The following is a 25024-nucleotide window of genomic DNA, read 5'->3' as shown; positions in this document are numbered from 1 at the left end:
TGCGTTATTTTTCCAGCCGTTTCACAAACCGGTAATCGGCCCACTGGATGAGAATGATACTCATCACCAGTAAGAATAAGGGCATAGCCAATCGGGATAAACCTAACTCAAAGGCAGTCAAAGCTTCTCTATGGGCGGCAAAGAGGATCAGGCCCGTTATGAGAAATATGAACAGGATCGTGGCCCCATACAAAACAAATACCCTGGTTTCGTTTCGGGTAATGACCTGCTGCTGTATCTGCCGCGTTACGTTGGCGGCAAACAGATAAGGAAGGGTTGTGTTGGCAGGCTCAGCAGCCAACTCGTCGAACAGGCGGTTGTAAAGCTCAAATTCGGTCTCGTCGCTCCCGGTTTCGGTACGTTTCTCCCCACTACGGCGCTGCATTTGCAGCCATTGCTGTATCTGTTGGTCTGTCAGCTTATTCATAACTTGTGTTCGCGAGTTTGGTACGTTTCCAGCGCTTCTTTCAATAACTTTCGTGCCCGAAACAAATAATTCTTAACTGTTCCGGCGGGTAGGGCGGTCACCTGACCAATTTCTTCGTACGATAGCTCATCCAGATGGTAAAGTGTTAAAATGGTACGATAATGGACCGGTAGTTTATCAATCTGAGCGTGCAGAAATGTCCTCCAGTCATTGTACACAGCTAATTCTTCCGGGTCCGGCAGACCTGAGTCGATGTCTAGATCGCTTGACGGATCAATGGGTTGCTGATGCCGAAATTTCTGATGCTTTTTCAGGTAATTAATCCCGGTTCGATACGCGATGGTAGCAATCCAGGTAGACAGTTTCGACTCAAACTGATAATCCGGCAAGTGCTGATACACCTTCATAAATACGTCCTGACAAACATCCTCTACGTCGGCAGGTTGCTGAACAATGCGCCGGATCATGTGCAGTACTAACCGCTGGTACCGTTCAACCAGAGTCTGGTAAGCCCGAACGTTTCCCTGAAGTATCTGCTGTATTAGCGCCTGTTCATCACTCATCGGCCTGTTAGACAGCGACTTTGCTGTACATGTTGCAGTTTCCGGAAATTTTTGCGGACCTGCAACATTCTACAAATCTGAGTTGTCTCATGTGCAAACAGCACAAGTATTCCGATGGAAAACGAATATGGATTACAGGCCGCTTACGTCATCTTGTCAATGGCTGTTGGCATCTACCTGACCATGCGCCCGCTAACAACGTATCTGCTACGTCGTCGGCTTCTCGAACTGGGCCTTTGGAACGAACAAACTCATCGGCAGATGGAGCAGGACAACCAATCGCCAGCCGAAAGCCTGAAGTGGGGGCTGATTTTACTGTTTACAGGACTTGGTCTGATCGTTATTCATTTCCTGCCCGTTTCGCCGGATTCGAGTTTGCCGTATGGCGTTATTCTGGTGTCGGCCGCGCTTGGCTTTCTGGTCTATTATGTACTGGTTTCGTCTCGTAATAAACCCTAATTGACGTACTATTATGAAGTACACTACTACAAATTTGATTGAACAGCGCTTGCAAGGATTGTCCATGATTATAGCCCCATTTCTGTTCGTTGTATCGTCCTTCTACTGGCAGCAGGGTGAGTATGATATCACTGGAGGAACGCTGCTGGTGATTGCCACCACGTTCTGGATTATTGCGTTTATGGGCTTGTTCTCGTACCTGAAAGATACCATGCCGAGGTATGCGGTGCCGGGACTGCTGGTTGCCATCTTTGGCTGCATCAGCGGGAATAATTTCGGGATGCGGGGGATTTATGCCGACGTATTCGGGATTACCAAACAGGCCATTCTTAAGCAGGCCGCTGTGCACCCGGTTAGTTTTAACATAACGATGTTTCTGTCCGGGCCATTGTTTCCCTTAAGCCTGCTGGTGCTTGGTATCAATATGTTACGAAAAAAGTAGTGCCTTTCTGGGTGGGTATCATGATTTGTCTGGGAGCCATGGCCTTTCCTCTGAGTCGTATTCCTCGCATCGCCTTAATCGCTCATGTGGCCGATACGTTGCTTTTTATCCCGATAGCTTATTTAGGCTGGCAGCTTCTGACCCGAAATCAGGGCGCCAACCAGACCATTCTGGATTCGGGTTCATACTGAAAACAGGCTCGTTTCTGCCCGCTTCGACTCAGATGCAGGTATTCCATTGCCAGCACTCGACATTCAATCACGGCAAAGTTTTTGCGCCCGGCTTTCTCATCTTCGCTGCCAGGGTCCTGATCCGCCAGCGACTCTGGAAAGCCGGGATAAGGATGGGGCAACTCAGTGCCCGGAACGTATTCCGATAAATACAACTTTCGTTCGCGATCGTTCAGGGTCTTCCAATGATCGTCGGCTACGTAATCATCGGTATGAAGCCGGGTCTCAACGGTTAAGCGAAGTTGCACCTGCCGCTCGGGGTCCCAAAAGAGCAGAGCCGCCGTTGGAAACGCTTCGAGTTGCAACACCTTTTCTGTGCGGGCATCGGTATGAAACCAGGCATATTTGCGAACAGCGTCGACTTTCCTGAGTACAACCATCCGCGCATCGGCTCCCCGGTTGGTGCATGTGGCTACGGTCATCACGTGGAACCCATCCTGCGCTTGCTCCGAGCCGGTTGTGAGTTGGTGCCAACTGGCTCGTTCCAGGTCGTTTAGTGAACCTTCGGCTGATGCAGAGCCAGCAGAATCGGTCTTGCCGGATGGCGTAATGTCTGCTGGTGTGGTTTGGGTAGTGGCCTGCTCAGAAGTAATCATAAACCAGATATGTCGATGAAGAATAACGTCCTGTACGCTTTTTTGTTTGCTGTGTAGATTTTTGAGGAGGTCCGCAACCAACGGAGAAAAGTACGTACCGTAATAGAAATTGAGTTTCTGAAAACAGGCAATGCTCAGGTTGGATTCGTTACGTCAAACGCCGGTGAGGGAGATGGAAGACCCCGTTTAAACCGGGTAATAAATACCAGATTTGCATAACCAGAACCCGTCTTTTTTGGTTAAATTATAGAATCAAGGGCATAGCCATTTGTATCATGTGTTTCCATAAATCGCTCAATGTTACGGCCTCACAACTCGAAGAACGTTTTGAAGCTACCATGCCGGAATCGTCTGGTTTTCAGCCTGTCTATCATGCTAACGCGTATCAGTTTCCGACCTGGCCGATTCTGACTCATCAGGAACCTGCACAGTTTCAGATGCTACGTTGGGGGTTGATTCCGCACTGGGTGAAAACACAGGATGATGCAATGGACATACGATCCAAAACCATTAATGCCCGTTCTGAAACGATTTACGAGAAGCCCTCGTTTCGCTCGGTTGCGCAGGCCGGTAAGCGTTGCCTGATTCCAGTAACCGGATTTTACGAATGGCATACGATTGGCAGCAAAAAGTTTCCGTTTTACATCAATGCCAAAGATCAAAAAATCGCTTCGATTGCCGGGCTATGGGACGAGTGGCCAGACCCCGATACGGGGGAACTGATACGTAGCTACACACTCATGACCACCGACGCAAATCCGTTGCTGGCGGCCATTCACAATTCCAAAAAACGGATGCCCTGCCTGCTCTCTCCAAAAGCTGAACAAGCCTGGCTGCACGACGATTTGAGCGAAAAAGAAGTACTTCAACTGCTAGCCAGCCAGTATCCGGCCAGCAAAATGCACAGTTATAGCATTAGCAAACGGATTACCTCACGTACCGAACCCAACGACGTACCCGAAGTGCTGGCCCCTTCGAACTACGCCGAACTAAGCGATAAGCCCCAGCTATTCAGTTAACGAGTGAAACCCATATGTCCAGAGAGCATACCGTTTGTGTATAATTCACAGACAGGAAACTTTTTGTCACGAATTTTGGTCAACTAAGTTGTCTTTAAGCCATTGTACAAGCTGGCTTTTTGGCAGTTTGAAACAATCCTGTAATTGAGCTATCTCATTATGAAAAATCCTTTACTTTCTTTTTTGATCGGAACTACTTTGCTGACGACACCCGTCGTAGTCAGGGCGCAGTTCCCAACTATGCCCGGTGGCGGTCAGCAGCGTCCGGTGGCTATTCCAGGCACCTCTTCGGCCGATACGCCCCGTGGCAATGCCAAATTGACGGGGGTTGTCGTCGATTCGACCACGAACAAACCCGTTGAATTTGCCAGTATTGCACTCATTGATACCAAAACGAAAAAACCGATCGACGGAACCGTTGCCGACGAAAAGGGGAAATTCACGCTGAACAAATTGCCGGAAGGCGATTTTCAACTCCTGATTTCATTTGTGGGGTATCGGAACAAGACGGTTTCGAGCGTTAAGTTGAATCGCAAGGGGGATGTTGATCTGGGTATGGTGAAACTGGGTGCCGATGTTCGTACTCTGAAAGAAGTGGAGGTAGTCGGGCAGGCGTCACTGGTGGAAGAAAAAGTAGACCGATTAGTGTACAATGCCGATAAGGATATAACGGCGAAAGGGGGCGATGCGACGGACGTAATGCGCAAAGTGCCCCTGCTGTCGGTGGATCTGGACGGTAACGTTAGCCTGCGGGGAAGCAGTAACGTACGGGTATTAATCAATAACAAGCCCAGTACGATTGTAGCCAGCAGCGTAGCGGATGCCCTGAAGCAGATTCCGGCCGATATGATCAAGACGGTTGAAGTAATCACCAGCCCATCCGCCAAATACGATGCAGAAGGGTCGGCGGGGATTATCAACATCATCACCAAGAAGACAACGCTTCAGGGCTTTACCCTCAACCTCGATACGGGCGTTGGCAACCGGGGCGCTAACCTGGGCTTAAATGGTAACCTGCGGACGGGTAAAATGGGCTTTAGCCTGAGCGGATTTGGCCGTTCCAACTACAACATCGTCGGTAGTTTTGCCAACACGCAGCAGACCGTAGGCAAGAATGGTATAACAACCACCGACCAGACAGCTGATACCCGTAACCACGGTCTGTTTGGACAGTATACGCTCGGTTGGGATTATGACATCAGCAAGAACAGCGCCATTACGGCCAGCCTTCGGTACGGTGCCCGCAACAATTACCAAAATCAGGATAATTTCCTGACCAGAACGGTGTCGCCGAATCTATACTTTCCTTCAATCTCAAACCGGAACGTACTGACGAAAGACTTATCCGGTACGGTGGATGCAAACATTGATTACACCCGTACATTCAAGCCGCAGCAGGAACTGAGCGTATCGACGCAGTATAGTCGCAACAACCGTAATAACGACTTCACGGCGGATATTCTGAGCAATGCCGATTTTACGACCATTGCGTCCCGGCTGCAAAACCTGAACAACAGCTTTAATCAGGAAAGTACGCTTCAGGCGGATTATCAGACCCCAATCGGGAAAAACCAGTTGCTTGAAGTCGGTGGCAAAGGCATTTTCCGGAAGGTAGAAAGTGCGTACGGCTATAACATCGCTACCGGAACGGGCGGCTTCGTACCTGACCCGAACCGAACGGCCAATACGTTGAATTACGAGCAGAACATCGGCGCTGGTTACGTATCGTACACGATTACGACCAAAAATAAGTACACCATAAAAGCTGGAACACGCTATGAGCACACCACCATCAATGCGAACTTTAGCCAGAACCAGACTGGTGATCAAACCGTAAAAGCGGGTCAGGATCTGGGTATCCCGGATTATAGTAACCTGGTGCCGAGCATCAACATTTCAAAATCGCTGAAAGGAGGTAAAACCGTTAAGCTGGCCTATAACCGTCGCTTACAGCGGCCAGGTATTCAGTTCCTGAACCCCAACGTAAATACCTCAAACCCTACTAACATTACAAAAGGGAACCCGTATCTGTCGCCCGAACTGACTGATAACTACGAACTAAGCGGGAGTACATATATCAAAAGCGTTTACCTGAACGTAGCGCTGTTTGCCCGGCAAACAAACAACTCCATCACCAGCGTTCGTGACACCATTACGTCGGGGGTAGGGCAGGTAACAAACCCGACGCTTTCGCAGGTCATCCAGACATCCTACCTGAATATTGGTCGGGAGTCAGCCTACGGAACCAACGTATTTGGTAATGCCACCCTATTCTCGAAATGGCAGATTGGCGGTGGTTTCGATTTGTATTATTCCTACCTGACCAACAACAGTGCAAACTCGGTATACAACGCCACCAACTCAGGCTGGGTTGTGACCGGGCGGCTCTTCACAAACGTAACGCTTAAAAATGGCTGGGGTGTACAGGGATTCGGATTCATGCGTGGCAAACAGGTGCAACTGCAGGGTTATCAGGGCGGCTTCGGATTCTACAGCCTGGGCGTGAAGAAAGATCTGAAAGACAAGCGCGGCAGTTTCGGTATAGCGGGTGAAAATTTCTTCAATTTTCCCTTCACCATCCGGTCAGAGTCGCAATCCCCAATCTTCAACCAGGTTAGCGTAACGAAGCTGTATAACGCGGGTATCCGGGTGAACTTCAGCTATAAGTTTGGTAAACTAAGCTTTGATCAACCACAACGCAAACGCGGACGCTCTGTTGAAAATGACGACGTAAAAGCAGGTGAGGGTGGTGATCAGCAGCCGCAACAGCAGCCCGCTCAGGGTGGCAACCGCGGTGGAGCACGGCCCAGATAAGATAAGAGAAAGAGAATCATTAAAGGGCGTAAGTCGGTAACTACTGGCTTACGCCCTTTACACGTTATAACAGGGCTGCACCGAAAACACCAGCACTATCGCCGAGCTTTGGTTTCAGAAAACGCGTGTGAATCTCACGACTATTAAAGATATACTTTCGGGCACGTTCTACCCCTTCCGTATAAAGGAGATCAATATTGCCCAGGCCACCGCCAAGAACAATGGCATCGGGGTCGAGGATATTAAGAATTACCGAAATGCCCCGTCCGAAAAACTCCAGCATCCGGTTGATGGTCTGGCTGGCAATTAGATCGTTGCCCTGCTGATACCTGTCGATAATTTCCTGCATAGCCAACTCCTGACCACTGACCTGCTGATAGTACCGCTGTAAGGCCGGGCCCGAGATAACCTGCTCTACGCAGCCTCGTTTGCCGCAGTAACAGGGATGGCCGTTTTCTTCCAGAATATTATGGCCCCATTCGCCCCCAAGTCCCTGTAAGCCATTAAGCACAAACGGGCGTTTGTCTCTGCCTTTAGCCCGGATGACTATGCCACCGCCAACGCCCGTACCCATAATAACCCCGAATACCGTCTGAAAATTAGGGACTACGTCCGGCACTACGCCCATAGTGGCTTCCGCCAGTGCGAAACAGTTGGCATCGTTCGCTACCTCGACGGGCAATTTGAGCAAGCGCGCCAGATCCTGCTTCATGGGTTTACCATTGAGAACGGTGGTGTTACAGTTTTTCATAGCCTGCCGGGCCGGGTCAAACGTGCCGGGCGTGCTGAACCCAACCCGTTCGGGTTTTAAACCGGTTTCGGCCTGGAGCGATTCAATTAAATCCACCATCTGCTTCAGGATATGGTCGTATCCTTTGTGCGCTTCTGTGTCAATACGTTTACGGATAACTACGGCGTCGGGCGAGGGAGACGAAAGCACTACGCCTTCAGTTTTGGTACCGCCCAGGTCGATGCCCCAATAAGTCTGCATAGATTGGAAAAGGGTTTACGAACTACGAATTACGATTTAATTCGATTCCGAGCGTAGTTTTGCTGTTAAAAGTTAATTAACCAACGATTTACCATGCTTTCAGTAGGCCAAAAAGCCCCCGAGTTTACGCTGTTCAATACGAATAGAAAAGAAGTATCCCTGCACGATTTTCAAGGCAAAAACCTGATCATCCTGTTTTTCCCAATGGCTTTCACCAGCGTTTGCACCGCCGAACTTTGTGAGATGCGTGACAACATCAGTACGTATGCGGGGCTCAATGCTGAGGTAGTGGGTATTTCAGTCGATTCTCCGTTTACACTAGCTAAATTTAAAGACGAGCAAAAACTGCCGTTCGATCTGTTGTCTGATTTCAATAAGGAAATTTCTCAGGCATATGATACGTACTACGAAATGTTCACCATGAATCTGAGGGGCGTTAGCAAACGCTCTGCCTTTGTTATCGATGCAGAAGGTATTATCCGATACGCTGAAGTTCTCGAAAATGCCGGCGATGTCCCCAACTTTACGGCTGTTCAGGAAACACTCACTTCACTTAACTGATGATGAGTGATGAATGATAAATGATGAATTCACGGAGTAGTCATTCATCATTTATCATTCATCATTCATCATTCAAAACATGGCCTGGTATCATACATTTTTCAACGGGTTACCGCAGGAAGCTTGGAAAGCGGCTCAGACTGAGGAACAAACCCAGCTTGACCTCGAACTATTGGTCGAAACTCTGGATTTCGGACCGAGCGATCGTATTCTGGATGTGTTCTGTGGCTACGGTCGCCATGCGTTACCGCTAGCCAGAATGGGCGCTCGTCTAACCGCCATCGACATTTCACCGGAGTATATCGCCGAGGTGCAGGCGGTCGCTGATGCTGAACGATTATCGGTCGTAGCCATCAATGGTGATTTTCTGAGCATTGGGGAGAGTGAGATTGGATCGCCTGCGTCGTTTGATGCGGCTTATTGCCTGGGCAATAGTTTTAGTTTCTTTCCACGTACTGAAATGCTGGCCTTCCTGACACGTATCGCCGATCTGCTGAAACCCGGATGCCGGTTTCTGGCGCATTCAGAAATGCTTGCCGAGTCCGTTCTGCCGGATTATCAGGCGCGGAACTGGCAGCCCGTTGGCGACGATATATTGTTTCTGGCAGAGCACGAATACCATCCACTTGAGAGTCGAATCGACGCCCATCTGACATACGTGCGGAACGGACAGATACAGACACGTACCGCACAGCATTACGTTTATACTTTGGCCGAATTACGGCGGTTATTTACCGAGGCTGGCCTATCCGTTATTGCCTGCTACGGGACTATTGAGGGCGATGCGTTTGCGCTGGGCGATGAAGCAGTATGGGTGTTAGCTGAAAAATCAGCTTAATGAATTTAGTATACAAATAATTGATAAAGAGAGCACTAAACCATTCGATAAATTTATTGGAACGCGTAACCCTATACGCTATTATGAATACAATTTATAAAAGACTGTATTGAATATTTTTTAGATATTTGCTATAATTTTTTAAGAATCCCACCGTAATTACGTAATTTTCACGGGATTTAACACCGTTAACTGCTGACTAAGTACCTACTTCTATGCAGACTATTGAACGTAAAGTACGGAGCCGTGAGCAAACTCGTTCGGGCATCGTCAATACAGCCAAAGCTATCGCTAGCCGTGAAGGCTGGCAAGCCGTTTCGATCCGTAAAATCGCTGATGCGATAGAATATAGCGCCCCCGTTGTTTACGAATATTTTGATAGTAAAGACGTATTACTTGATGAAATTCGGAACGAAGGTTTTCACCATCTGGAACAGGAATATCAACGCATTCTGAAGTTATATCGTGACCCTGAAAAGCGACTTTTCGAAATCTCGGTTTCCCAATGGGAATTTGCCCGCCAGCAACCGGAAATTTATCAGGTCATGTACAATCTGGATGGCGCCTACTGCACAATGCCTGTTTATCAGTCCGAGGCTATGAAGGCTGTAAGCCATATTGTGAGCGACATAATTCACTCGTTTATTCCAAAGGCAAAAGAAACCATTAAGCGTTTGTATTTCCAGTGGTGGTCTGTTTCGCATGGCATGATTATGCTATCGATGCTCCTCAAAGACGAACAACCCCTCGATCAGTCTGAACAGGTATACCGCGAAACCATGCGCCGATTTGTGGCAGGGTTGAGGTAATTAGTCGTTTGCTTCCCGTCATTGGCCATTAGTCATTTGTCTTTGGTTAGTTGGACTGTTTACACCAGTGACAAATGACTAATGGCCAATGCTCAATAATGCCTACGACGCACTTCCAGCCCGGCGTTTTTCCTCTTCAGCACCACCGGTCCGTCGGCGGGAGGGTGAAATGGTTTCGCTGCCAAACCGGTACGTAAACGAAATCGTAGCCACCCGTGTATCCTGACGTTGATAGAACTGCTCGGCATAGTTTTCGTAGGTTGATGTGGCGTGGAGTGGGCTTGTGTAGAAAACGTCGGTTACGTTGAGCTTCAGCGTGCCTTTCTTGCTCCACATGCTTTTTTGCAGCCCCACATTCAGTTGGCCAAGTGGTCTGATGTCCAGAAAACCGTACAGCTGCCGCGACTGATAGTTACCTGTCAAATCGGCTGTCCAGCCGCGACCAAGCGTGAACGTACTGGTACTGTTCAGTGTATAGGCGGGTAACCCTTTGTTCAGGGATGTGCCGGCTAAATCACCGATAAACTTCTGATAATAAGCGACCAGATTATTGTCCATTGTCCACCAGCTTGTCGGCTGGACCGGAATGGTCATTGTTAGGCCATAATAGTCAGAACGCGTCAGGTTCTGGAAAGTCGATACCGCCTGACGGTTGCCTTCAGGAGCGGGCTGCACGACGTCGATAATCGGTTGATTGGTACGACTATAGCTGATTGACGTAATGAATTTTTGCCTGAACGTGTGCGTCAGCTCCATGTTATAGCTGGTTTGCGGAAAAAGTGATGGGTTGCCTGTGAAATACGTCGTTGCATCGATATAAGCCCGGAATGGATTGAGCTGATTGTACGTAGGCCGGTCGATCCGGCGGCTCAACGAGATGCTCAAATCATGCAGTTTCGACAACGTTTGTTTTACGAATACGCTCGGAAACAACTGAAAATAATTCCGTTCAAATCCGCTGTTGCCAATTACCTGTAGACCAGCAGCATTCGTCAGCTCGCTACGTAACCCGGCCTGAACCGACGTCTTTTTGATTGTTTTGCTGAAATTGACGTAGGCTGCACTAATGGTTTCGTCGTATCGAAACTGATTGGATTTACCCGTGTCGATTACGGCCTGCCCTTCGCGAATGTTTGTAAACAGAACATTATTGTCTGAATGAACAGAACTCACTTTTATACCACCCTCCAGTCGGGCCTGATTGGGTAGTTTGTGCGTATAATCAGCCTTGAACGAACGAATGTTCAGGCTACCGTTCAAATCACCGAGCAGAGTTGTCGGCGATTGAACAGGTAAGGTAAAGGATGTTTCCAGGTTCTGACGTCGGTGGGTTTCGTAATGGGCAAAATCCACATCGGCGGTTAATTCACGATTGCCCGTCGAGTCGAAGCTATGCTTCAGATTCATATTCACCGCTACGTTCGGCATCGACAGATTCCGGCGATTGGCCGATCGATAGCTGGATTGCAGATTGCCCCGTTCATCGAAGGTCTGCGTAACGTTTGGAATCCGGGCTTCGGCATTCATGGCCAATCCACTCACCACGGCGCCCACCAGCGTTCGTTTCGACAGCGAATAGTCGATTCCAGCCCGATACGTATTCGATATATAGTTGGTTTTGCCCTGATTGTCCTGATCGCTACTGCCAATAAACTGCTGATTCTGGTAGAAATTCCGGTGCAGCGTCAATTGGGTAAATACGTTCCGATCGCTATAGTTGTAGCTACCGAACAGGTTCAGTTTTTTATGCCGATGATTGAGGGAAACGCCACCCGTAAGTTTAGCGTATCGGCCATATCCGTAGCTGGCGTTTACACTCCCGTTTGTGCCCTGACGGCTGTCCTTCTTAAGCTTGATGGCGATAATGCCTGCGCTGCCAGCGGCATCGTATTTCGCGGGTGGATTCGTGATGAGTTCAATCTTATCGATGGAATTAGCTGGTAAACCACGTAGCATTTCGCCCAGTTCAGTGCCCGTCATCGGCACCCGTTTGCCATCAATTAAAACTAATACGCCTTGTTTCCCTCGAAGGGCGAGGTTATCGTTCTGGTCGACCGTTACGCCGGGTGATCGGCTAAGTACTTCCAGCGACGTAGCACCTGCGCTGAGCGGGCTCCCGTCCACATTCACCACAATCCGGTCGACCTCACGCTCGAAAAGCGGCTTGCGTGCCTGCACTGTTACTTCTTTCAATTGGGTTTTAGTGCTCGGTTTCAGGCGAAGGGAAGGTAAGTTTTGATCAGCTGAGGAAACCGAAAAAGTGGCCGTCTGCACGCGCTCGAAGCCTACCTGTGAGGCTGAAACAAAATATTGACCGGCGGGTAGCTGCTCAAACCGAAACGTACCATTGGCATCGCTAAACTCGGTTTTGACCACAACTGAATCAGTGGCGCGGTGAAGAGCAACCGTAGCAAATTCAATGATTTTCCCCTCTGCATCACGTACCGAACCCGAAATAATTGGGCCAGTTTTGGCATAGGCAAGCGTATGACCAGTGAAGCAAAACAGGAAGAGAAAACAGGCGCGTAAAGAGAACGTCATACCGGGCTGCGTTTAGGTTAGCTGAATTAATTTACAGCTAAAAGACCCGAAAATAATCTTGCAGCGCGGCAGTTCTCCACAAACGGGCGAAAAACGGTATCAATGGAAGAGACCGGGATGAGCGTAACGCCCATACGCTTTTCTAACCCTACGCTTTTAATGCATCGGCAGGGTTTTCACTTTTCCGCCAGCCACATCATCAACGCTGTGTTGAATAATAAAGGCATTAGGATCAACTTTAGTGACAATAGCGCGCAACCGACTGATCTCCAGGCGGGTGATTACAATATAGAGAATGCTGTCAATATCCTGGCGATTGCCATGCTTGCCATATCCGCCCTGCCCATTAAATAGGGTTACGCCCCAGCCTTGCTCAATAATACGTTCCCGAATGTCCTGATTCTGCTTTGAAATAATCATCACGGCAGTATGCTCTTCAATACCGTGAATAATAAAGTCTACCGTTTTGGAGGCAGCGAAATACGTAATCATTGAATAAAGGGCCGGATTAATGCCCAGAAAGAAAGCTGCTGCCCCAAAAATGAATAGGTTGAGCGCCAGGATAACATCACTAACTTTCAATATATGGCTGCTGCGGCTGATCAGCAGAGCCGCGATTTCGGTGCCATCTAGTACAGCTCCGCCCCGGATGGCCAACCCGATACCAGCGCCAATGAAGAAGCCACCGAAAATGGCTGTTAAGAGGAGGTCGGGGGTTACGTCGGGATAGGGAATGATGGTTAAACTGAGGGAAAGACCCGCAATACCCAACGTACTTCTAAAGGCAAATTGTCGGCCAAATTGCCGATATCCTAAGCCGATGAAAGGCAGGTTGATAATAAGCAGCCAGATCGGAAGCGGAATGTCGAACAGGTTCGCCAACAGCATCGAAACGCCTGTGACGCCACCATCGATGAAATGGCTCGAAAGGAGGAATCCTTTGATGCCCATGCCCGCACAAAGTATTCCGGCAATAATAAAAAGGGTATCTAATATTGGGCGATAGTAAGCAGACTGTCGGATCATTGAGTCGTGGTGAAGGTGTACCGTAATAGGTAGCCGGGAGTTGGCAGTTAGTCAGTTCATGGACTGTCAACTCCCGGCTAATCACTAATATAACCCCTCAATCGACAGATAACGTTCTCCGGTATCGTAGCAAAATGTTAATATTCGGCTTCCCGGCGCTAGGTCTGGGAGCTTTTTCGCGACCGCTGCCAGCGAAGCTCCCGACGAAATGCCGATAAAGGTGCCTTCTTCTCTGGCCGACCGACGCGCCATCTCGAAGGCGTCCTCTTTGCTCACCTGAATGGTTCCATCCAGAATATCGGTATGCAGATTCTGGGGAATAAAGCCCGCGCCGATGCCCTGAATGGGGTGAGGACCCGGTGCTCCACCACTAATAACAGGCGACAGTTCCGGTTCAACAGCGTATACTTTCAGGTTCGGAAAGTTCTGCTTCAGCACCTGACCTACGGCTGTTATGTGTCCGCCCGTTCCAACACCTGTGATGAGTACGTCGAAGCCTTGGGGAAAATCGTCCAGTATTTCCTGGGCAGTAGTGCGGATATGAACGTCGATATTGGCCGGATTTTCGAACTGTTGTGGCATCCAGGCGCCGGGCGTCAGGGAGACCAGTTCATGAGCCCGTTCAATGGCTCCTTTCATGCCTTTCTCGCGTGGAGTCAGATCGAACGCTGCACCGTAGGCCGCCATGATCTTCCGCCGTTCGATACTCATGGACTCGGGCATAACCAGAATAATTTTGTAGCCTTTTACGGCGGCTACCATAGCCAGTCCGATGCCCGTATTGCCCGATGTAGGTTCTATGATCGTGCTGCCTGTGGTAAGTATACCTTTAGCCTCAGCATCTTCAATCATTGCCAGCGCAATGCGGTCCTTAATGCTGGCACCGGGATTTGCCCGTTCGAGTTTTGTCCAGACTTCGAAGCCAGGAAACAGGCGGTTAATCCGTACGTGGGGCGTTTTGCCAATTGTGTCGAGGATGTTAGGCGCTTTCATGAAAAGTGGTTAAAGGGAGTAAAGCCGAAAGCGTACGGACGTACCAGTTACGTTTTCGGGTGCTTTAGATAACAAAATTGATGGGCTCGGCATTTTCCAGCGATTTTAGCCGGACTTCGGTTTGGTGTTGGTGAAATACCAGAGAGTGAGCCTCTACACTGCTTGTGAGCCATACGTTACCCCCGATTACCGAATCGTGGCCAACCGTCGTATGCCCCCCTAAAATCGTTGCATTGGCATAAATCACTACGTTATTTTCGATGGTAGGGTGGCGTTTTTTCTGAGCCATTGACTTGGCAACGTAAGTGGCACCGAGCGTTACACCCTGATAAATCTTGACATTGTTGCCAATAATGGTGGTTTCGCCAATAACAACCCCTGTACCGTGGTCGATAAAAAACGACTGCCCAATTTGGGCGCCGGGGTGAATATCGATACCCGTTTGTCCATGCGCATATTCGGTCAGCATCCGGGGCAGGAGCGGTACGTTTTGCTGGAGTAGAGCATGAGCAATCCGGTAAACCGCAATGGCATAAAAACCCGGATAAACCGCTACAACCTCTTCAATTCCGATTGCCGCCGGGTCGTTGTCGGCAATGGAATGCGCGTCGAGCAGCAGATTGTCGTAGATAGGCGGCAACTGCTCGAAAAAACGTTCTGTTATTTCGGTTGGGCTGGCGGGCAGGTTCTTCTCTAATGGACATAACAGCTTAATCAGCTGTTCGTGCAGGCTCTGATACGTCTCTTCAACGTGCTGCGATATCGACTTGCAGTCCTGCGTAACTGGAAACAGCAACCGCATCAATTGATCAATAAACCGTCCGGCATCGGGCCGCGAAGGGAGCTTATAACGGTAATGCGTTCGCTGTGTATGTAAGTGTTCAAGAAAGGAGCTGGTACTGGTAGTCATGACATTAGATTATAGCCCTGATGATTGATTCGTTGTTCGCGGTTTGTCGACTCTTAATCCCTTGGCGGGAAAAATACAAAAGCTAACCAAGTTTAGGAGTGGAAACTATACCCCATTCTGAGGAAACACTACACTAGGCAGCTGTTCGTTTAACGTAAAGAGCAGCATATCTGGTGAAGTAAATCATTGATTTTGAAACAAAATGTATACTACAAAGTTCGTCTGCTCAATCTGGATTTGAATTTGTACTGCAAATTATGGAATCAAATGAAGGGAATCATCATGTTAAGCAAAACCATAGGCACGTTTACTTTATCGCTAATCGCTACGTCATTGGTGGCGTGGTTGTTTGCCTTTGCCTGTAAGCCTGATAATGGCCCCGATTCTGTCGGTCAGGATTCAACAGATACTGGATCAGGTGCAGTGGCGGTTAGTATCGTCAATGCTTACCCCAAACTGGGGTTCGAAAACGTGGTTGAGTACACACACGCCAACGATGGCACGAATCGGGTGTTTGTGGTGGAGCAACCCGGACGCATCCGTGTCTTCGAAAACGACTCAACGGCAAGCGCGGCTGGTACGTATCTGAATATTACCAGCAAGGTATCTTCGGTGGCGAAACGGGGTTACTTGGGCTTGCCTTCCATCCAGACTTCAAGCAGAACGGATACTTCTTTGTCAACTATACAAAAGGGAATCCACTGGAAACGATCGTTAGCCGGTTCAAAGCCTCATCAGCGGATGCCTCCACCGTCGACCCGGCTTCTGAAGTAATTCTGCTTCGGTTTGCTCAACCTTATGCAAACCATAATGGTGGTAAAATCGTGTTTGGGACAGATGGCTATCTGTACGTAGCAACGGGCGATGGAGGAAGTGGGGGTGATCCGCAGAATAATGCCCAAAATTTAAGCAGTCTGCTGGGTAAAATTCTTCGTATCGACGTAAACAGCACTGAAAAAGGCAACTACGGCATCCCAGCCGATAACCCATACAAGGGCAATGCTACTGGCTATCGGGAAGAAGTTTTTGCCTACGGTATGCGTAATCCCTGGCGAATCAGTTTCGATGATAAAGGCCAATTATGGGCTGGCGATGTCGGTCAGGGGGAAATTGAGGAAGTTGATATCATCACCAAAGGCGGGAACTATGGCTGGCGAATTAAGGAAGGAAACGCCGATTACAATGCGTCGGGCAATAACGTGAATCCGGCGAGTCTGATTGCGCCCGTCTGGCAATATAACCATGACCGTGGCGACGTTTCCATTACGGGCGGGGTCGTTTATCGTGGAGCAGCTATTCCGGCACTACGTGGTAAATATGTGTATGCTGATTATGCGAGTGGGCGCCTTTGGGCATTAACGACCAGCGATAATGAAACAGCCACCAACCAGGAGCTTATTCCAACGGTAGGTTCGCCATCGGCCTTTGGCGAAGATCAGAAAAATGAATTGTACCTCTGCGATTATGGTTCAGGGCATATTTTCAAACTGATAAAGAAATGATTCGAATTGAATCGTATCAAAAAAGCCTGACTATAGCGGTCAGGCTTTTTTATTCTGTTGAAGTTGGTTTAAACTGTAAAAGCTATTAAGTTTCAGTCCTGTTTAGCGACAGTTCAAAAGCCACTCCTTCGAGCACTCGCTTGAAAATCTACCATTATAGACCGTATGACAACCTTAGTTGTTGAATCTCCCCTTGGTTTAGTACGTATCACTGGCGATGAAGCGGGCGTTTCAAAAATTTCCTGTACCGATATTCAGGAGGGGATGAGGTATCCTCTGGGCCACCGTCCGACGTCATCCCTGAACCAGTTCGGCACGCGGCAGAGCAGTTGCAGGAATACTTTGCCGGAGCAAGGCAAACGTTTGATTTTCTGATGAATCCGGTTGGAACGGCTTTTCAGCAAACCGTCTGGAAAGCCCTGCTCGAAGTTCCTTTTGGCGCTACGTTGTCGTATCTGACCCTAACCCGACGTATCGGCGATGAGAAAGCCATACGAGCCGTAGCAGCCGCTAACGGGCGAAATCCGCTCTGGATTGTGGTGCCCTGCCATCGGATTATCGGCTCCGACGGTTCGCTGACAGGCTACGCCGGAGGGTTGTGGCGAAAACGGTGGTTGCTGGATCATGAGCGTGTTTTTTCGGGCCACGAAACAGGCAGACAGTTATCGTTGTTCTAATGGGCGAAACCCCACGTATCAATGCCCTACCTACCACTATTACTGCTGTCAGTTGTGCTGCTAACCATTTCAGCCTGTGCACCGCGCTATAAAGGTCCGGTTACGGATCATTTCAATGGTGAGAAATTTTTTAATCCTGGTATGCCTGAGCGTACTTCAGGTGGTTTGCTGAAATGGCTGTTAAACCGCGACAAAGGACCGTGGCCGGAGCAGCCGGATGCATTTGTTGGTGCCCGCCCAGCCACGCGCGTAGAAGGCGACAGTCTGGTGCTGACGTTTGTAAACCACTCGACGTTTTTGATCCAAACGGACGGTCTTAACATTCTGACGGACCCTGTCTGGTCGGAGCGGGTTGGGCCAACCTCCTGGCTTGGTATCAAACGCAAACGCCCGCCGGGGTTACGTTTTGAGGAATTGCCACCTATCGACGTGGTGCTGCTAAGTCACAACCATTACGATCATCTCGATTTGCCAACGATCAAAAAGTTGGTTAAGGCGCATAATCCGCTGTTCGTTACGCCATTAAGGGTGTCGTACCTTCCCAAATCCGTTGACGGACGTACTACCCGCGAACTCGACTGGAACGATACGCTGAAAATAAACGACAAGCTCTGGCTTACCTGCACACAAGCTCAGCATTTCAGTAATCGGGGTATAGGTGACCGCGAAGAAACGCTCTGGTGCGGCTACCTATTACACACAAGTTTTGGCACCACGTACTTCTGTGGCGATAGCGGCTACGGGCCTCATTTCAAGCGTATTGGCCAGCTAGCCAAAACCGATTCGGCGAAAGGGCCAATTAAACTGGCACTTCTACCCATCGGTTCGTATCGGCCAGAGTGGTTCATGGCGCCTGTACACGTTTCGCCCGCTGGCTCCGTGCAGGCGTTTCTGGATTTAGGCGCTACGCAGGCGGTAGGAATTCACTTCGGTACGTTCCAGCAGGGCGACGACGGCTTGTTTGAACCCGCTGACGACCTGCGAAAAGCATTGCGAGCGAATGACGTACCGGAAGCGAAATTCCTGGTGCCAAAGGAAGGTCAACCGATGGTGTTTAAATAAACCTTGTCGGGTTTGAGAACCCGACTTCACGAGAGGAAGATACGCTAAAAAACCTCGGGTAGATTACGGCTCATCGACGTACAAGACGTAGCGTTAGTGTCCCTTCAAATGGACTTTTGGTGCTTTCGCTGATCTGCTCCGGCCCCATAAATACCTTTCCAAGTCTGACGGGCTTTCCGTGCATAGGGATGGGTAGTCGATAAAAAACAGGCTCAGGCTAAGTTCTTCTCATAAGCCAGGAAACGCAGACCCGGCCGGAAACCCAGCGTAATCTCACCCGCGTATTTATAGCCGAGCTTCGGGAATAGCTTTTGTGTGGCCTGGTTTTCCGAATTTGTATCGATACGTAAAAATACAATGCCGCGTTCAAGGGCAATCTGTTCAGCCTGAGCCAGTAAAGCGGCTGCTACTCCTTTGCCCCGATACGTAGGGTCAACGGCTAGTCGATGCGTTACAATGGCCCGCTGATTAAGGTCGAACCCAACCTGCGCATATTCGGGCTCCTGATCTTCGGTCAGTGCTGCTACGCCCGCCAACTGGCCGTCGATATCGGCAACCCAAAGCTGTTTTTTATTGATGTCCTCACTGAATACAGTTTCGTTTGGGTAGTGATCGTCCCACTGAAAATTTCCGGATTCATGCATCAGCGGAACAATACGTTTGAGAAGAGTTAACAGGGCGGGAATATCGGCGGGAGCCGCAGGGCGAATAAGCATACTGAAAAATGTCGTTGTGAATGATCTGAACTAAAGGACAACAATCCGGTCGCCATGACTTTTAGGCGTTGATGTTACGGTGAAGACGAGTTCGCCGTCGGAATCGTTGCGCATCTGGTGGGCAACCAATGGAGGAATTTCGACCCCTTGATTTGGTTTCAGGATTACGGTTTTGCCGTCAATCTCCATACTGGCTTCGCCCGACAACACGAAGAAAAATTGGCGGGCATGGTGGTGATAATGCTTAACTTCAGCTGTGCCCGATGGCATACGCTCCTGAATAATACTCAGTGAATCGGATTTAACCAGATGCCATCCATCGCAGCTGTTGCCCCACGTGTAATGTTCTGCATTCTGGCTACTGATGGGGTCAATTGACAGGGGTTTCATGTTATTTTCCTTCTTTCAGCATTTCTACCACCATCGTCAATTCGTTGACCGTGCTTTCGGGATCACCCGAGTAGCCGACGTGCCGGTAACGTACCCGGCCGTTTGTATCGATTACCACTTTGGTTGGAATGCCCAGTACTTTATAGGCTTTGGCTACCCGCTGCTGTTCATCGATGGGCACCACAAACGGATAGGGGTGTCTGCTCATAAAATCGTAGACCCGTTGCAGTGGTCCTCCTTCGCGGGTATTAACAAACAGAAATCGGACGTTTGGGTCATTCTGAAAACGGGTTTGAGCCTGTTGCATGGCCGGAAAGGAAGCTACGCATGGGCCACACCACGTAGCCCAGAAATCCAGAACTACCACTTTCCCGCGCAGGGCTGAGGACGAGATGGTACGTCCTTTCAGATCCGTGAGCGAAAAAGACGGGGCCGGTTCATTGATCAGTAACTGCCGTAATTCATCCCGCTGGTCGGCACGTATATCGGCTTCCAGATCGGCCAAATAACGATCAGCTTTAACCTCATCCTGACCCGGTTGCTTAGCATACCAGTTCCGTAGTGCATTTTTTAGTCCCGACGTAGCACTGCCAACCTGTATGGCTTCTTCAACGTAAGGCCGGGCGTCGGCGGCATGATTGGTACGTAATGCACAGAGAAAATAGCGTTCGTTGGTAAGCGGATCACTCGTGTCAACGTCCTCCGGATGCATCACCTGCTGATACGCTGTGTAGGCTTCCTTGTGTTTGTCCTGCTGCGTCAGCGTTCGGGCATACGTTGTCATCAACAACCGCTGCCGGCTCAATTTTTCGGCTTCCCAACTGCCTTTCAAATCCTGCGGTTTAGTCTGTGTTTTCAGTACGGTTAGGGCCCGTTCGGCCAGTAGTTGGGCTTCCGGCAAGGCACGCCGTTCTTCAGCCAGCAAACTCGCCATGGAGTTAAGCATCAATGGGTCTAGCTGGTTGGCGGGTTGAGGCTCAATAAACGCTAATAAGCCTTTGATGTCGTTGTTCTTGAAATATCCGTCCGTTATCATAACGGTCAGCATCGGCAGGTAGCTGGAAGCAGGAAAATCTTTAAGAAAGGCCTGATAAGCCGCTTTTTTGCGGGTCCAGTCCGGTTCATTCCGAATGCTCATGGCTCGGTCTTTCTGGGCCAGTGAACCCGTAGGGTCTACTTTTTTCTGCCGTTCGCGCAGGGCATTGGCTTTCGGAAAATCCCCCATGCTTTCGTATAACTGAACACCGGCGGCTATTTCGGCAGCTGTTGGCGCGGGTCGCGACGCCAGGTACGATTCAATCCCCGCTTTGACTTTAGGGCCATAGCCGGGTTTTTTCTGCTTTACTAGCGCAGCCAGATAATCCGACCAGTACTGTGGTCGCAAATCCGGGTGCTGGTTAAGTTCCTGTTCGTACAGAGCGACCACGCGGTTCGGTTCGGGTCGGGTGCCAGCGTCATACAGAAAATGAGTACGGGTAAAAACAGAGGCTTGCCCACCCGCAGCATGCGGAACCGCCTGTCCAGCTTCATCATAGACCATGATCGCACACAGGTCGATTTGCTGAGCCGCGTTTTTGATGAGCAGCATCGTTCCCGTTACGTTCTTTTGTGGAGCAGGCAATTGACCGATATAATCGCTTCCCTGCCGCACTAGCCTGATTGTTGTGGACCGGCCAATGGGCATCAACGCAGGAGCCCCATACCGCACGTACCGACCTTCAATCAGGCTATCCCTGAGCGATGTCGATGGGGGTGGAGTATACGTAAACGAAACGACCTGCCCAAGCTGCGGTTTCTCGGGTGAGTAGCAAAACTGTGCACTGACTGGCTGGTACACAACTGACAATAGCAGTAGAGCTGGTAAAAAGGGAGGTCTCATAACGGTACGTTTCTACGGCAGATTCAACATGCGTAGTAATGTGAGTTTTTCAGGAAACGGCTACTGGTTCTCGCCTGACGACGGGTTTCGATACGGCCCATAAGCCCAGGAACGTAAACAGGCCGTTGAGCAGCAGCCTTTCAAAACCAAACTGATAGCCACCAAACCAGGCCGCCGAGTTTTCGTTGACAATGTACGTCAATACAGGCGAAGCAAGGCAAATCCAGGGCACAAATCGATCCATGACCGGCCGCTTGCTGAAGATACCAAAACTATACAGGCCCAGCAGCGGCCCATATGTATACCCGGCAATGTCGAACACGGCCGTAATGACTTCCTTGCTGTTTAGCTGCCGAAACACAATAATGATGACGTAAAAAAGCAGGGAAAAGCCAATATGCACGATTTGTTTGATCCGCGACCGCTCGGCTTCCGGCCGGTTTTCGACGTTCATAAAGTCAATGCAAAAGGAAGTCGTCAGCGCAGTCAGCGCAGAATCGGCACTGGCATAGGTAGCGGCTGTAATCCCCAGCAGGAACGTAATGCCGACTACCAGACCAAGATGGTTGAGCGCCAGCATCGGGTATAAATCGTCGGTTTTGGCAGGTATTTCGATACCCTCGCGTTGCGCGAAGGCGTAGAGGAGTACGCCCAGCGACAGAAACAGAAAATTGACGAATACAAGCGTAACCGTAAACCAGAACATATTTTTCTGCGCTTCGCCGATGTTTTTGCAGGTCAGATTTTTCTGCATTAAATCCTGGTCCAGCCCCGTCATGACAATGGCAATGAACGCTCCCGAAATAAATTGCTTGAAGAAATTTTTGGAGTCGTTACCATCCCAGAAGAAAACCTGCGACATCGGACTGTTTTTTACAGTACTGACCAATCCACCAAATGATAGGTGCAACTCTTTGGAGATCAGGATGATCGTCAGGACGACGGCCGTAACCAGAAATACGGTCTGCAGGGTATCGGTGACAATAATGGTTTTGACGCCCCCTTTGAAGGTATAAATCCAGATCAGGCCAATGGTAATCAGCACAGACACTTCAAACGGAACACCCAGGGGTGTAAATAGGGCAATCTGCAATACCCCTGCCGCTACGTAAAGGCGGACGGCTGAGCCGACGCTGCGAGAAAGCAGAAAAAAACCGGCCCCCGTTTTATACGACCAGAATCCGAAGCGTTTTTCCAGATACCCGTAAATCGAAATCAGATTCAGTCGGTAATAAAGCGGCATCAGCACCGAGCCAATGACGAGGTAGCCGATAATGTAGCCCAGCACGACCTGGAAATACGAAAACCCAATTTTTCCAACAGCGCCGGGTACGGAAATAAACGTAACACCCGACAGCGATGTGCCAATCATGCCAAACGCAACTAACCACCAGGGCGACTGTCGGTTGGCGGTAAAGAACGTGGTTGTGTCGGCTCCCCGGGCCGTGTAAAACGAGACGGCAATCAACATCCCGAAATAGGCAATCAAGATAACTAAAGCGAGGGTGGTATTCATGGAGAAAATGGCAACTTTTCAGGCCAGAATGAGGTTATTCTATAGCGGGTCAACGGCTTTTATAAGTGCCCGTTTTACCGTAAATTTGCTAAGTAAACACGCTTTTCGCTCCCATGCAACCTTTTGAAGAAAACGATTGGTCGACCGAAGTTGATGTACTCGATGAGGTCGTTGAAACGGATGTTCATAACCTCGTCGTGTTCAATGACGATGTGAATACGTTCGACCACGTAATCGACACATTGATCGACGTTTGTCATCATACACCTGAACAGGCCGAGCAGTGTACGTTGCTGATTCATTACAAAGGTAAATGCGCTGTCAAGAATGGCTCATGGGATGAACTAGTCCCGATGCGTAATGAAATCTGTCGGCGAGGCATTTCAGCCGAAGTACTGAACTAATTTTGAATGATCGAATTGTTGAATGACTGACTAGCTGACCCAAGTAGATTCATTCGATCCATTCAACAATTCGATCATTCAATCACTCTATCATTCAATAAAATTGGAATATCCCTCCAAACTTATAGAAGACGCAGTAAACGAGGTGTCGAAGTTGCCGGGAATTGGCAAAAAGACGGCACTTCGCTTGGTGCTGCACTTGCTCAAACGCGATGAAGAACAAACCGAACTGCTGGCGCAGAGCCTGACGGCTGCGCGCACGAAGGTTAAATATTGCCGTAAGTGCCATAACCTGTCGGATCATGATTTGTGTACCATATGCACGAGTCATAAGCGCGACCAATCGTTGGTTTGCGTAGTGGAAGACACCCGCGACGTACTGGCGATTGAAAACACTGCTCAGTATAAAGGGCTGTACCATGTGCTTGGCGGCATTATTTCGCCAGTTGAAGGCATCGGCCCAAGCGATCTGCAAATTGATTCGCTCATGGAGCGACTGCGTGGTTCCGAAGGGGAGCAGGTGCGCGAGATTATCCTGGCGATCAGCCCCACGATGGAAGGCGATACCACTGCTTTTTATCTGCAAAAAAAGCTCAAGCCGTTTAACCTTAAAATCTCGACTATCGCGCGGGGCGTCCCGATTGGTGGTGATCTCGAATATGCCGATGAAGTAACCCTCGGACGTAGTATACTGAGCCGAATCACTTATGAATAAACCGGGTCGGCAAAGTATCTGAAAACAGTCGGCTACCGGATAAAAAAATCTCGTTTCTTTGCGTCTAATGAACATCTCTAGCCTAAAAGGGTTGTTTATTAGACGCTTTTTTGTTTCCCATAAATCTACATTCCAATGAATCGCTCCGAGTTTTTGAAACTTGCTTTTAGTGCTTCGGCCGGGCTGGTCGCTTTTCGCTCGTTTGGTGGCTGGTCCGACGCTTCGGCACTTGCTCAGGCAGAAGGTCCGTTTAAGTTACCACCGTTGCCCTTTGATGCTGGTGCGCTTGAACCGCATATTGATAAAATGACGATGGAAATTCACCATGATAAACATCATAAAGCGTATGTGGACAATTTGAACAAGGCGGTAGCTGGAACCGACATGGCAAAAATGGACATTGATGCGTTGGTAAAAAGCGTAAATGCCAGTACACCGGCAGCGGTACGTAATAATGCGGGCGGGCACTGGAACCATACATTCTTCTGGAACATAATGGGGCCAAACGCGGGTGGTGCTCCGAAAGGCGCGCTGGCGGATGCTATCAACAAGAAATACACGTCATTCGATAATTTCAAAACTGAGTGGGGGAAAGCGGCTACGGCCCGCTTTGGCTCAGGCTGGGTATGGCTGATCAAAAACGGCAACGATGTTGAGATCATTTCAACCCCCAATCAGGACAACCCACTTATGGCGCTGGCCGAGAAAAAGGGAACCCCGGTGCTTGGCCTCGACGTGTGGGAGCATGCTTATTATTTGAAATATCAAAACCGTCGGCCAGAATACGTAACGGCTTTCTGGAACGTAATCGACTGGAACAAAGTCGGTAAGAATTTCGCCTAGGCGAGTATAGTACGTGTATAGAGTCATAAGGGTATACAGTTTAGATCGTGCTAACTTTATACCCTTATGACTCTATAACTTTATAACAGCCTGCTAAACTT

The 25024-nt window shown here is 49.4% G+C and carries 25 protein-coding genes and 1 pseudogene; 14 read left to right on the top strand and 12 right to left on the bottom strand.

All coding sequences use genetic code 11. The features are described from left to right. Positions 1-4 precede the first annotated feature (4 nt). Positions 5-427, bottom strand: coding sequence for a hypothetical protein (locus LN737_RS21400; protein WP_405511855.1), 423 nt, complete (start codon positions 425-427; stop codon positions 5-7). Next, positions 424-990, bottom strand: a complete 567-nt coding sequence (locus LN737_RS21395; RefSeq protein WP_405511854.1) for an RNA polymerase sigma factor — start codon at positions 988-990, stop codon at positions 424-426. The genes LN737_RS21400 and LN737_RS21395 overlap by 4 nt, the downstream gene beginning before the upstream one ends. Before the next feature lie 114 nt (positions 991-1104). On the opposite strand from LN737_RS21395, the gene LN737_RS21390 reads away from it, so the two are divergent. The 3 genes from LN737_RS21390 to LN737_RS21380 are packed head-to-tail and all read left to right on the top strand — an operon-like array spanning position 1105 to position 2082. Next, on the top strand, positions 1105-1449 hold the full coding sequence (locus LN737_RS21390) for a DUF6249 domain-containing protein (RefSeq protein WP_405511853.1): 345 nt from the start codon (positions 1105-1107) through the stop codon (positions 1447-1449). Positions 1450-1462: 13 nt separating this feature from the next. Further along, positions 1463-1891: a hypothetical protein gene (locus tag LN737_RS21385; protein WP_405511852.1), complete on the top strand. Its 429-nt coding sequence runs from the start codon at positions 1463-1465 to the stop codon at positions 1889-1891. Positions 1892-1929: 38 nt separating this feature from the next. Continuing rightward, positions 1930-2082, top strand: coding sequence for a hypothetical protein (locus LN737_RS21380; RefSeq protein WP_405511851.1), 153 nt, complete (start codon positions 1930-1932; stop codon positions 2080-2082). Here the strand turns inward: LN737_RS21380 and LN737_RS21375 are convergent. Then, positions 2040-2717: a pyridoxamine 5'-phosphate oxidase family protein gene (locus LN737_RS21375; protein ID WP_405511850.1), complete on the bottom strand. Its 678-nt coding sequence runs from the start codon at positions 2715-2717 to the stop codon at positions 2040-2042. The two genes, LN737_RS21380 and LN737_RS21375, sit on opposite strands and share 43 nt — an antisense overlap. 275 nt (positions 2718-2992) lie before the next feature. Here LN737_RS21375 and LN737_RS21370 point away from each other — a divergent pair, with 275 nt between their 5' ends. Further along, positions 2993-3736 carry an SOS response-associated peptidase gene (locus tag LN737_RS21370; protein ID WP_405511849.1) on the top strand — a complete coding sequence of 248 codons (744 nt, stop codon included), beginning with the start codon at positions 2993-2995 and terminating at the stop codon, positions 3734-3736. A 159-nt stretch (positions 3737-3895) separates the two neighbouring features. After that, positions 3896-6550, top strand: coding sequence for a TonB-dependent receptor domain-containing protein (locus LN737_RS21365; RefSeq protein ID WP_405511848.1), 2655 nt, complete (start codon positions 3896-3898; stop codon positions 6548-6550). A gap of 64 nt (positions 6551-6614) precedes the next feature. Here LN737_RS21365 and LN737_RS21360 read toward each other — a convergent pair whose 3' ends face one another. After that, positions 6615-7541 carry an ROK family protein gene (locus LN737_RS21360; RefSeq protein WP_405511847.1) on the bottom strand — a complete coding sequence of 309 codons (927 nt, stop codon included), beginning with the start codon at positions 7539-7541 and terminating at the stop codon, positions 6615-6617. A 93-nt stretch (positions 7542-7634) separates the two neighbouring features. Here LN737_RS21360 and LN737_RS21355 point away from each other — a divergent pair, with 93 nt between their 5' ends. The 3 genes from LN737_RS21355 (at position 7635) to LN737_RS21345 (ending at position 9749) form a co-directional block, all read left to right on the top strand. Then, a complete protein-coding gene (locus LN737_RS21355; RefSeq protein WP_405511846.1) occupies positions 7635-8102 on the top strand; it encodes a redoxin domain-containing protein in 468 nt (155 codons plus the stop codon). Positions 8103-8181: 79 nt separating this feature from the next. Then, positions 8182-8940: a cyclopropane-fatty-acyl-phospholipid synthase family protein gene (locus tag LN737_RS21350; RefSeq protein ID WP_405511845.1), complete on the top strand. Its 759-nt coding sequence runs from the start codon at positions 8182-8184 to the stop codon at positions 8938-8940. A gap of 215 nt (positions 8941-9155) precedes the next feature. After that, positions 9156-9749: a TetR/AcrR family transcriptional regulator gene (locus tag LN737_RS21345; RefSeq protein ID WP_405511844.1), complete on the top strand. Its 594-nt coding sequence runs from the start codon at positions 9156-9158 to the stop codon at positions 9747-9749. Between the two features lie 102 nt (positions 9750-9851). Here the strand turns inward: LN737_RS21345 and LN737_RS21340 are convergent, their stop codons facing one another. The 4 genes from LN737_RS21340 to epsC form a co-directional block, all read right to left on the bottom strand. Then, the gene (locus LN737_RS21340) at positions 9852-12290 is read right to left on the bottom strand and encodes an outer membrane beta-barrel protein (protein ID WP_405511843.1); all 2439 of its coding nucleotides are present in this window, start codon (positions 12288-12290) and stop codon (positions 9852-9854) included. 156 nt (positions 12291-12446) lie between these two features. Beyond that, positions 12447-13316 carry a YitT family protein gene (locus tag LN737_RS21335; protein ID WP_405511842.1) on the bottom strand — a complete coding sequence of 290 codons (870 nt, stop codon included), beginning with the start codon at positions 13314-13316 and terminating at the stop codon, positions 12447-12449. A gap of 84 nt (positions 13317-13400) precedes the next feature. Beyond that, positions 13401-14309 (bottom strand): cysteine synthase A, encoded by a 909-nt coding sequence (cysK, locus tag LN737_RS21330; protein WP_405511841.1) that lies wholly within the window; start codon positions 14307-14309, stop codon positions 13401-13403. A gap of 64 nt (positions 14310-14373) precedes the next feature. Beyond that, positions 14374-15219 carry a serine O-acetyltransferase EpsC gene (gene epsC, locus LN737_RS21325; protein ID WP_405511840.1) on the bottom strand — a complete coding sequence of 282 codons (846 nt, stop codon included), beginning with the start codon at positions 15217-15219 and terminating at the stop codon, positions 14374-14376. 267 nt (positions 15220-15486) lie between these two features. Between epsC and LN737_RS21320 the strand changes: the two are divergent. The 3 genes and pseudogenes from LN737_RS21320 to LN737_RS21310 all read left to right on the top strand — a co-directional run bounded on the left by LN737_RS21320 (position 15487) and on the right by LN737_RS21310 (position 18460). Next, positions 15487-16721 (top strand): annotated as a pseudogene (locus LN737_RS21320) (PQQ-dependent sugar dehydrogenase). 329 nt (positions 16722-17050) lie between these two features. Further along, positions 17051-17398: a methylated-DNA--[protein]-cysteine S-methyltransferase gene (locus LN737_RS21315; RefSeq protein ID WP_405511839.1), complete on the top strand. Its 348-nt coding sequence runs from the start codon at positions 17051-17053 to the stop codon at positions 17396-17398. A 21-nt stretch (positions 17399-17419) separates the two neighbouring features. Next, positions 17420-18460 carry an MBL fold metallo-hydrolase gene (locus LN737_RS21310; RefSeq protein ID WP_405511838.1) on the top strand — a complete coding sequence of 347 codons (1041 nt, stop codon included), beginning with the start codon at positions 17420-17422 and terminating at the stop codon, positions 18458-18460. Positions 18461-18672: 212 nt separating this feature from the next. Here LN737_RS21310 and LN737_RS21305 read toward each other — a convergent pair whose 3' ends face one another. The 4 genes from LN737_RS21305 to LN737_RS21290 are packed head-to-tail and all read right to left on the bottom strand — an operon-like array spanning position 18673 to position 22961. Then, positions 18673-19176 (bottom strand): GNAT family N-acetyltransferase, encoded by a 504-nt coding sequence (locus tag LN737_RS21305; RefSeq protein WP_405511837.1) that lies wholly within the window; start codon positions 19174-19176, stop codon positions 18673-18675. Between the two features lie 30 nt (positions 19177-19206). Then, a complete protein-coding gene (locus LN737_RS21300; protein ID WP_405511836.1) occupies positions 19207-19566 on the bottom strand; it encodes a cupin domain-containing protein in 360 nt (119 codons plus the stop codon). Position 19567: 1 nt separating this feature from the next. Continuing rightward, positions 19568-21445 carry a TlpA disulfide reductase family protein gene (locus LN737_RS21295; protein ID WP_405511835.1) on the bottom strand — a complete coding sequence of 626 codons (1878 nt, stop codon included), beginning with the start codon at positions 21443-21445 and terminating at the stop codon, positions 19568-19570. A gap of 49 nt (positions 21446-21494) precedes the next feature. Next, positions 21495-22961, bottom strand: a complete 1467-nt coding sequence (locus tag LN737_RS21290) for a sodium:solute symporter (protein ID WP_405511834.1) — start codon at positions 22959-22961, stop codon at positions 21495-21497. Between the two features lie 113 nt (positions 22962-23074). Between LN737_RS21290 and LN737_RS21285 the strand changes: the two genes are divergently transcribed. The 3 genes from LN737_RS21285 (at position 23075) to LN737_RS21275 (ending at position 24923) form a co-directional block, all read left to right on the top strand. After that, entirely contained in the window at positions 23075-23365 is a 291-nt protein-coding gene (locus LN737_RS21285) for an ATP-dependent Clp protease adaptor ClpS (protein ID WP_405511833.1), read from the top strand. A gap of 103 nt (positions 23366-23468) precedes the next feature. Beyond that, entirely contained in the window at positions 23469-24080 is a 612-nt protein-coding gene (gene recR, locus LN737_RS21280) for a recombination mediator RecR (protein ID WP_405511832.1), read from the top strand. Between the two features lie 135 nt (positions 24081-24215). Further along, the gene (locus tag LN737_RS21275; protein WP_405511831.1) at positions 24216-24923 is read left to right on the top strand and encodes a superoxide dismutase; all 708 of its coding nucleotides are present in this window, start codon (positions 24216-24218) and stop codon (positions 24921-24923) included. Positions 24924-25024 lie beyond the last annotated feature (101 nt).

Source organism: Spirosoma sp. KNUC1025 (assembly GCF_045160025.1).
In the GTDB taxonomy this organism is placed as follows: domain Bacteria; phylum Bacteroidota; class Bacteroidia; order Cytophagales; family Spirosomataceae; genus Spirosoma.
Note: the sequence above shows the minus strand (reverse complement) of the source record. Positions and strands in the feature narration are given on the sequence as shown.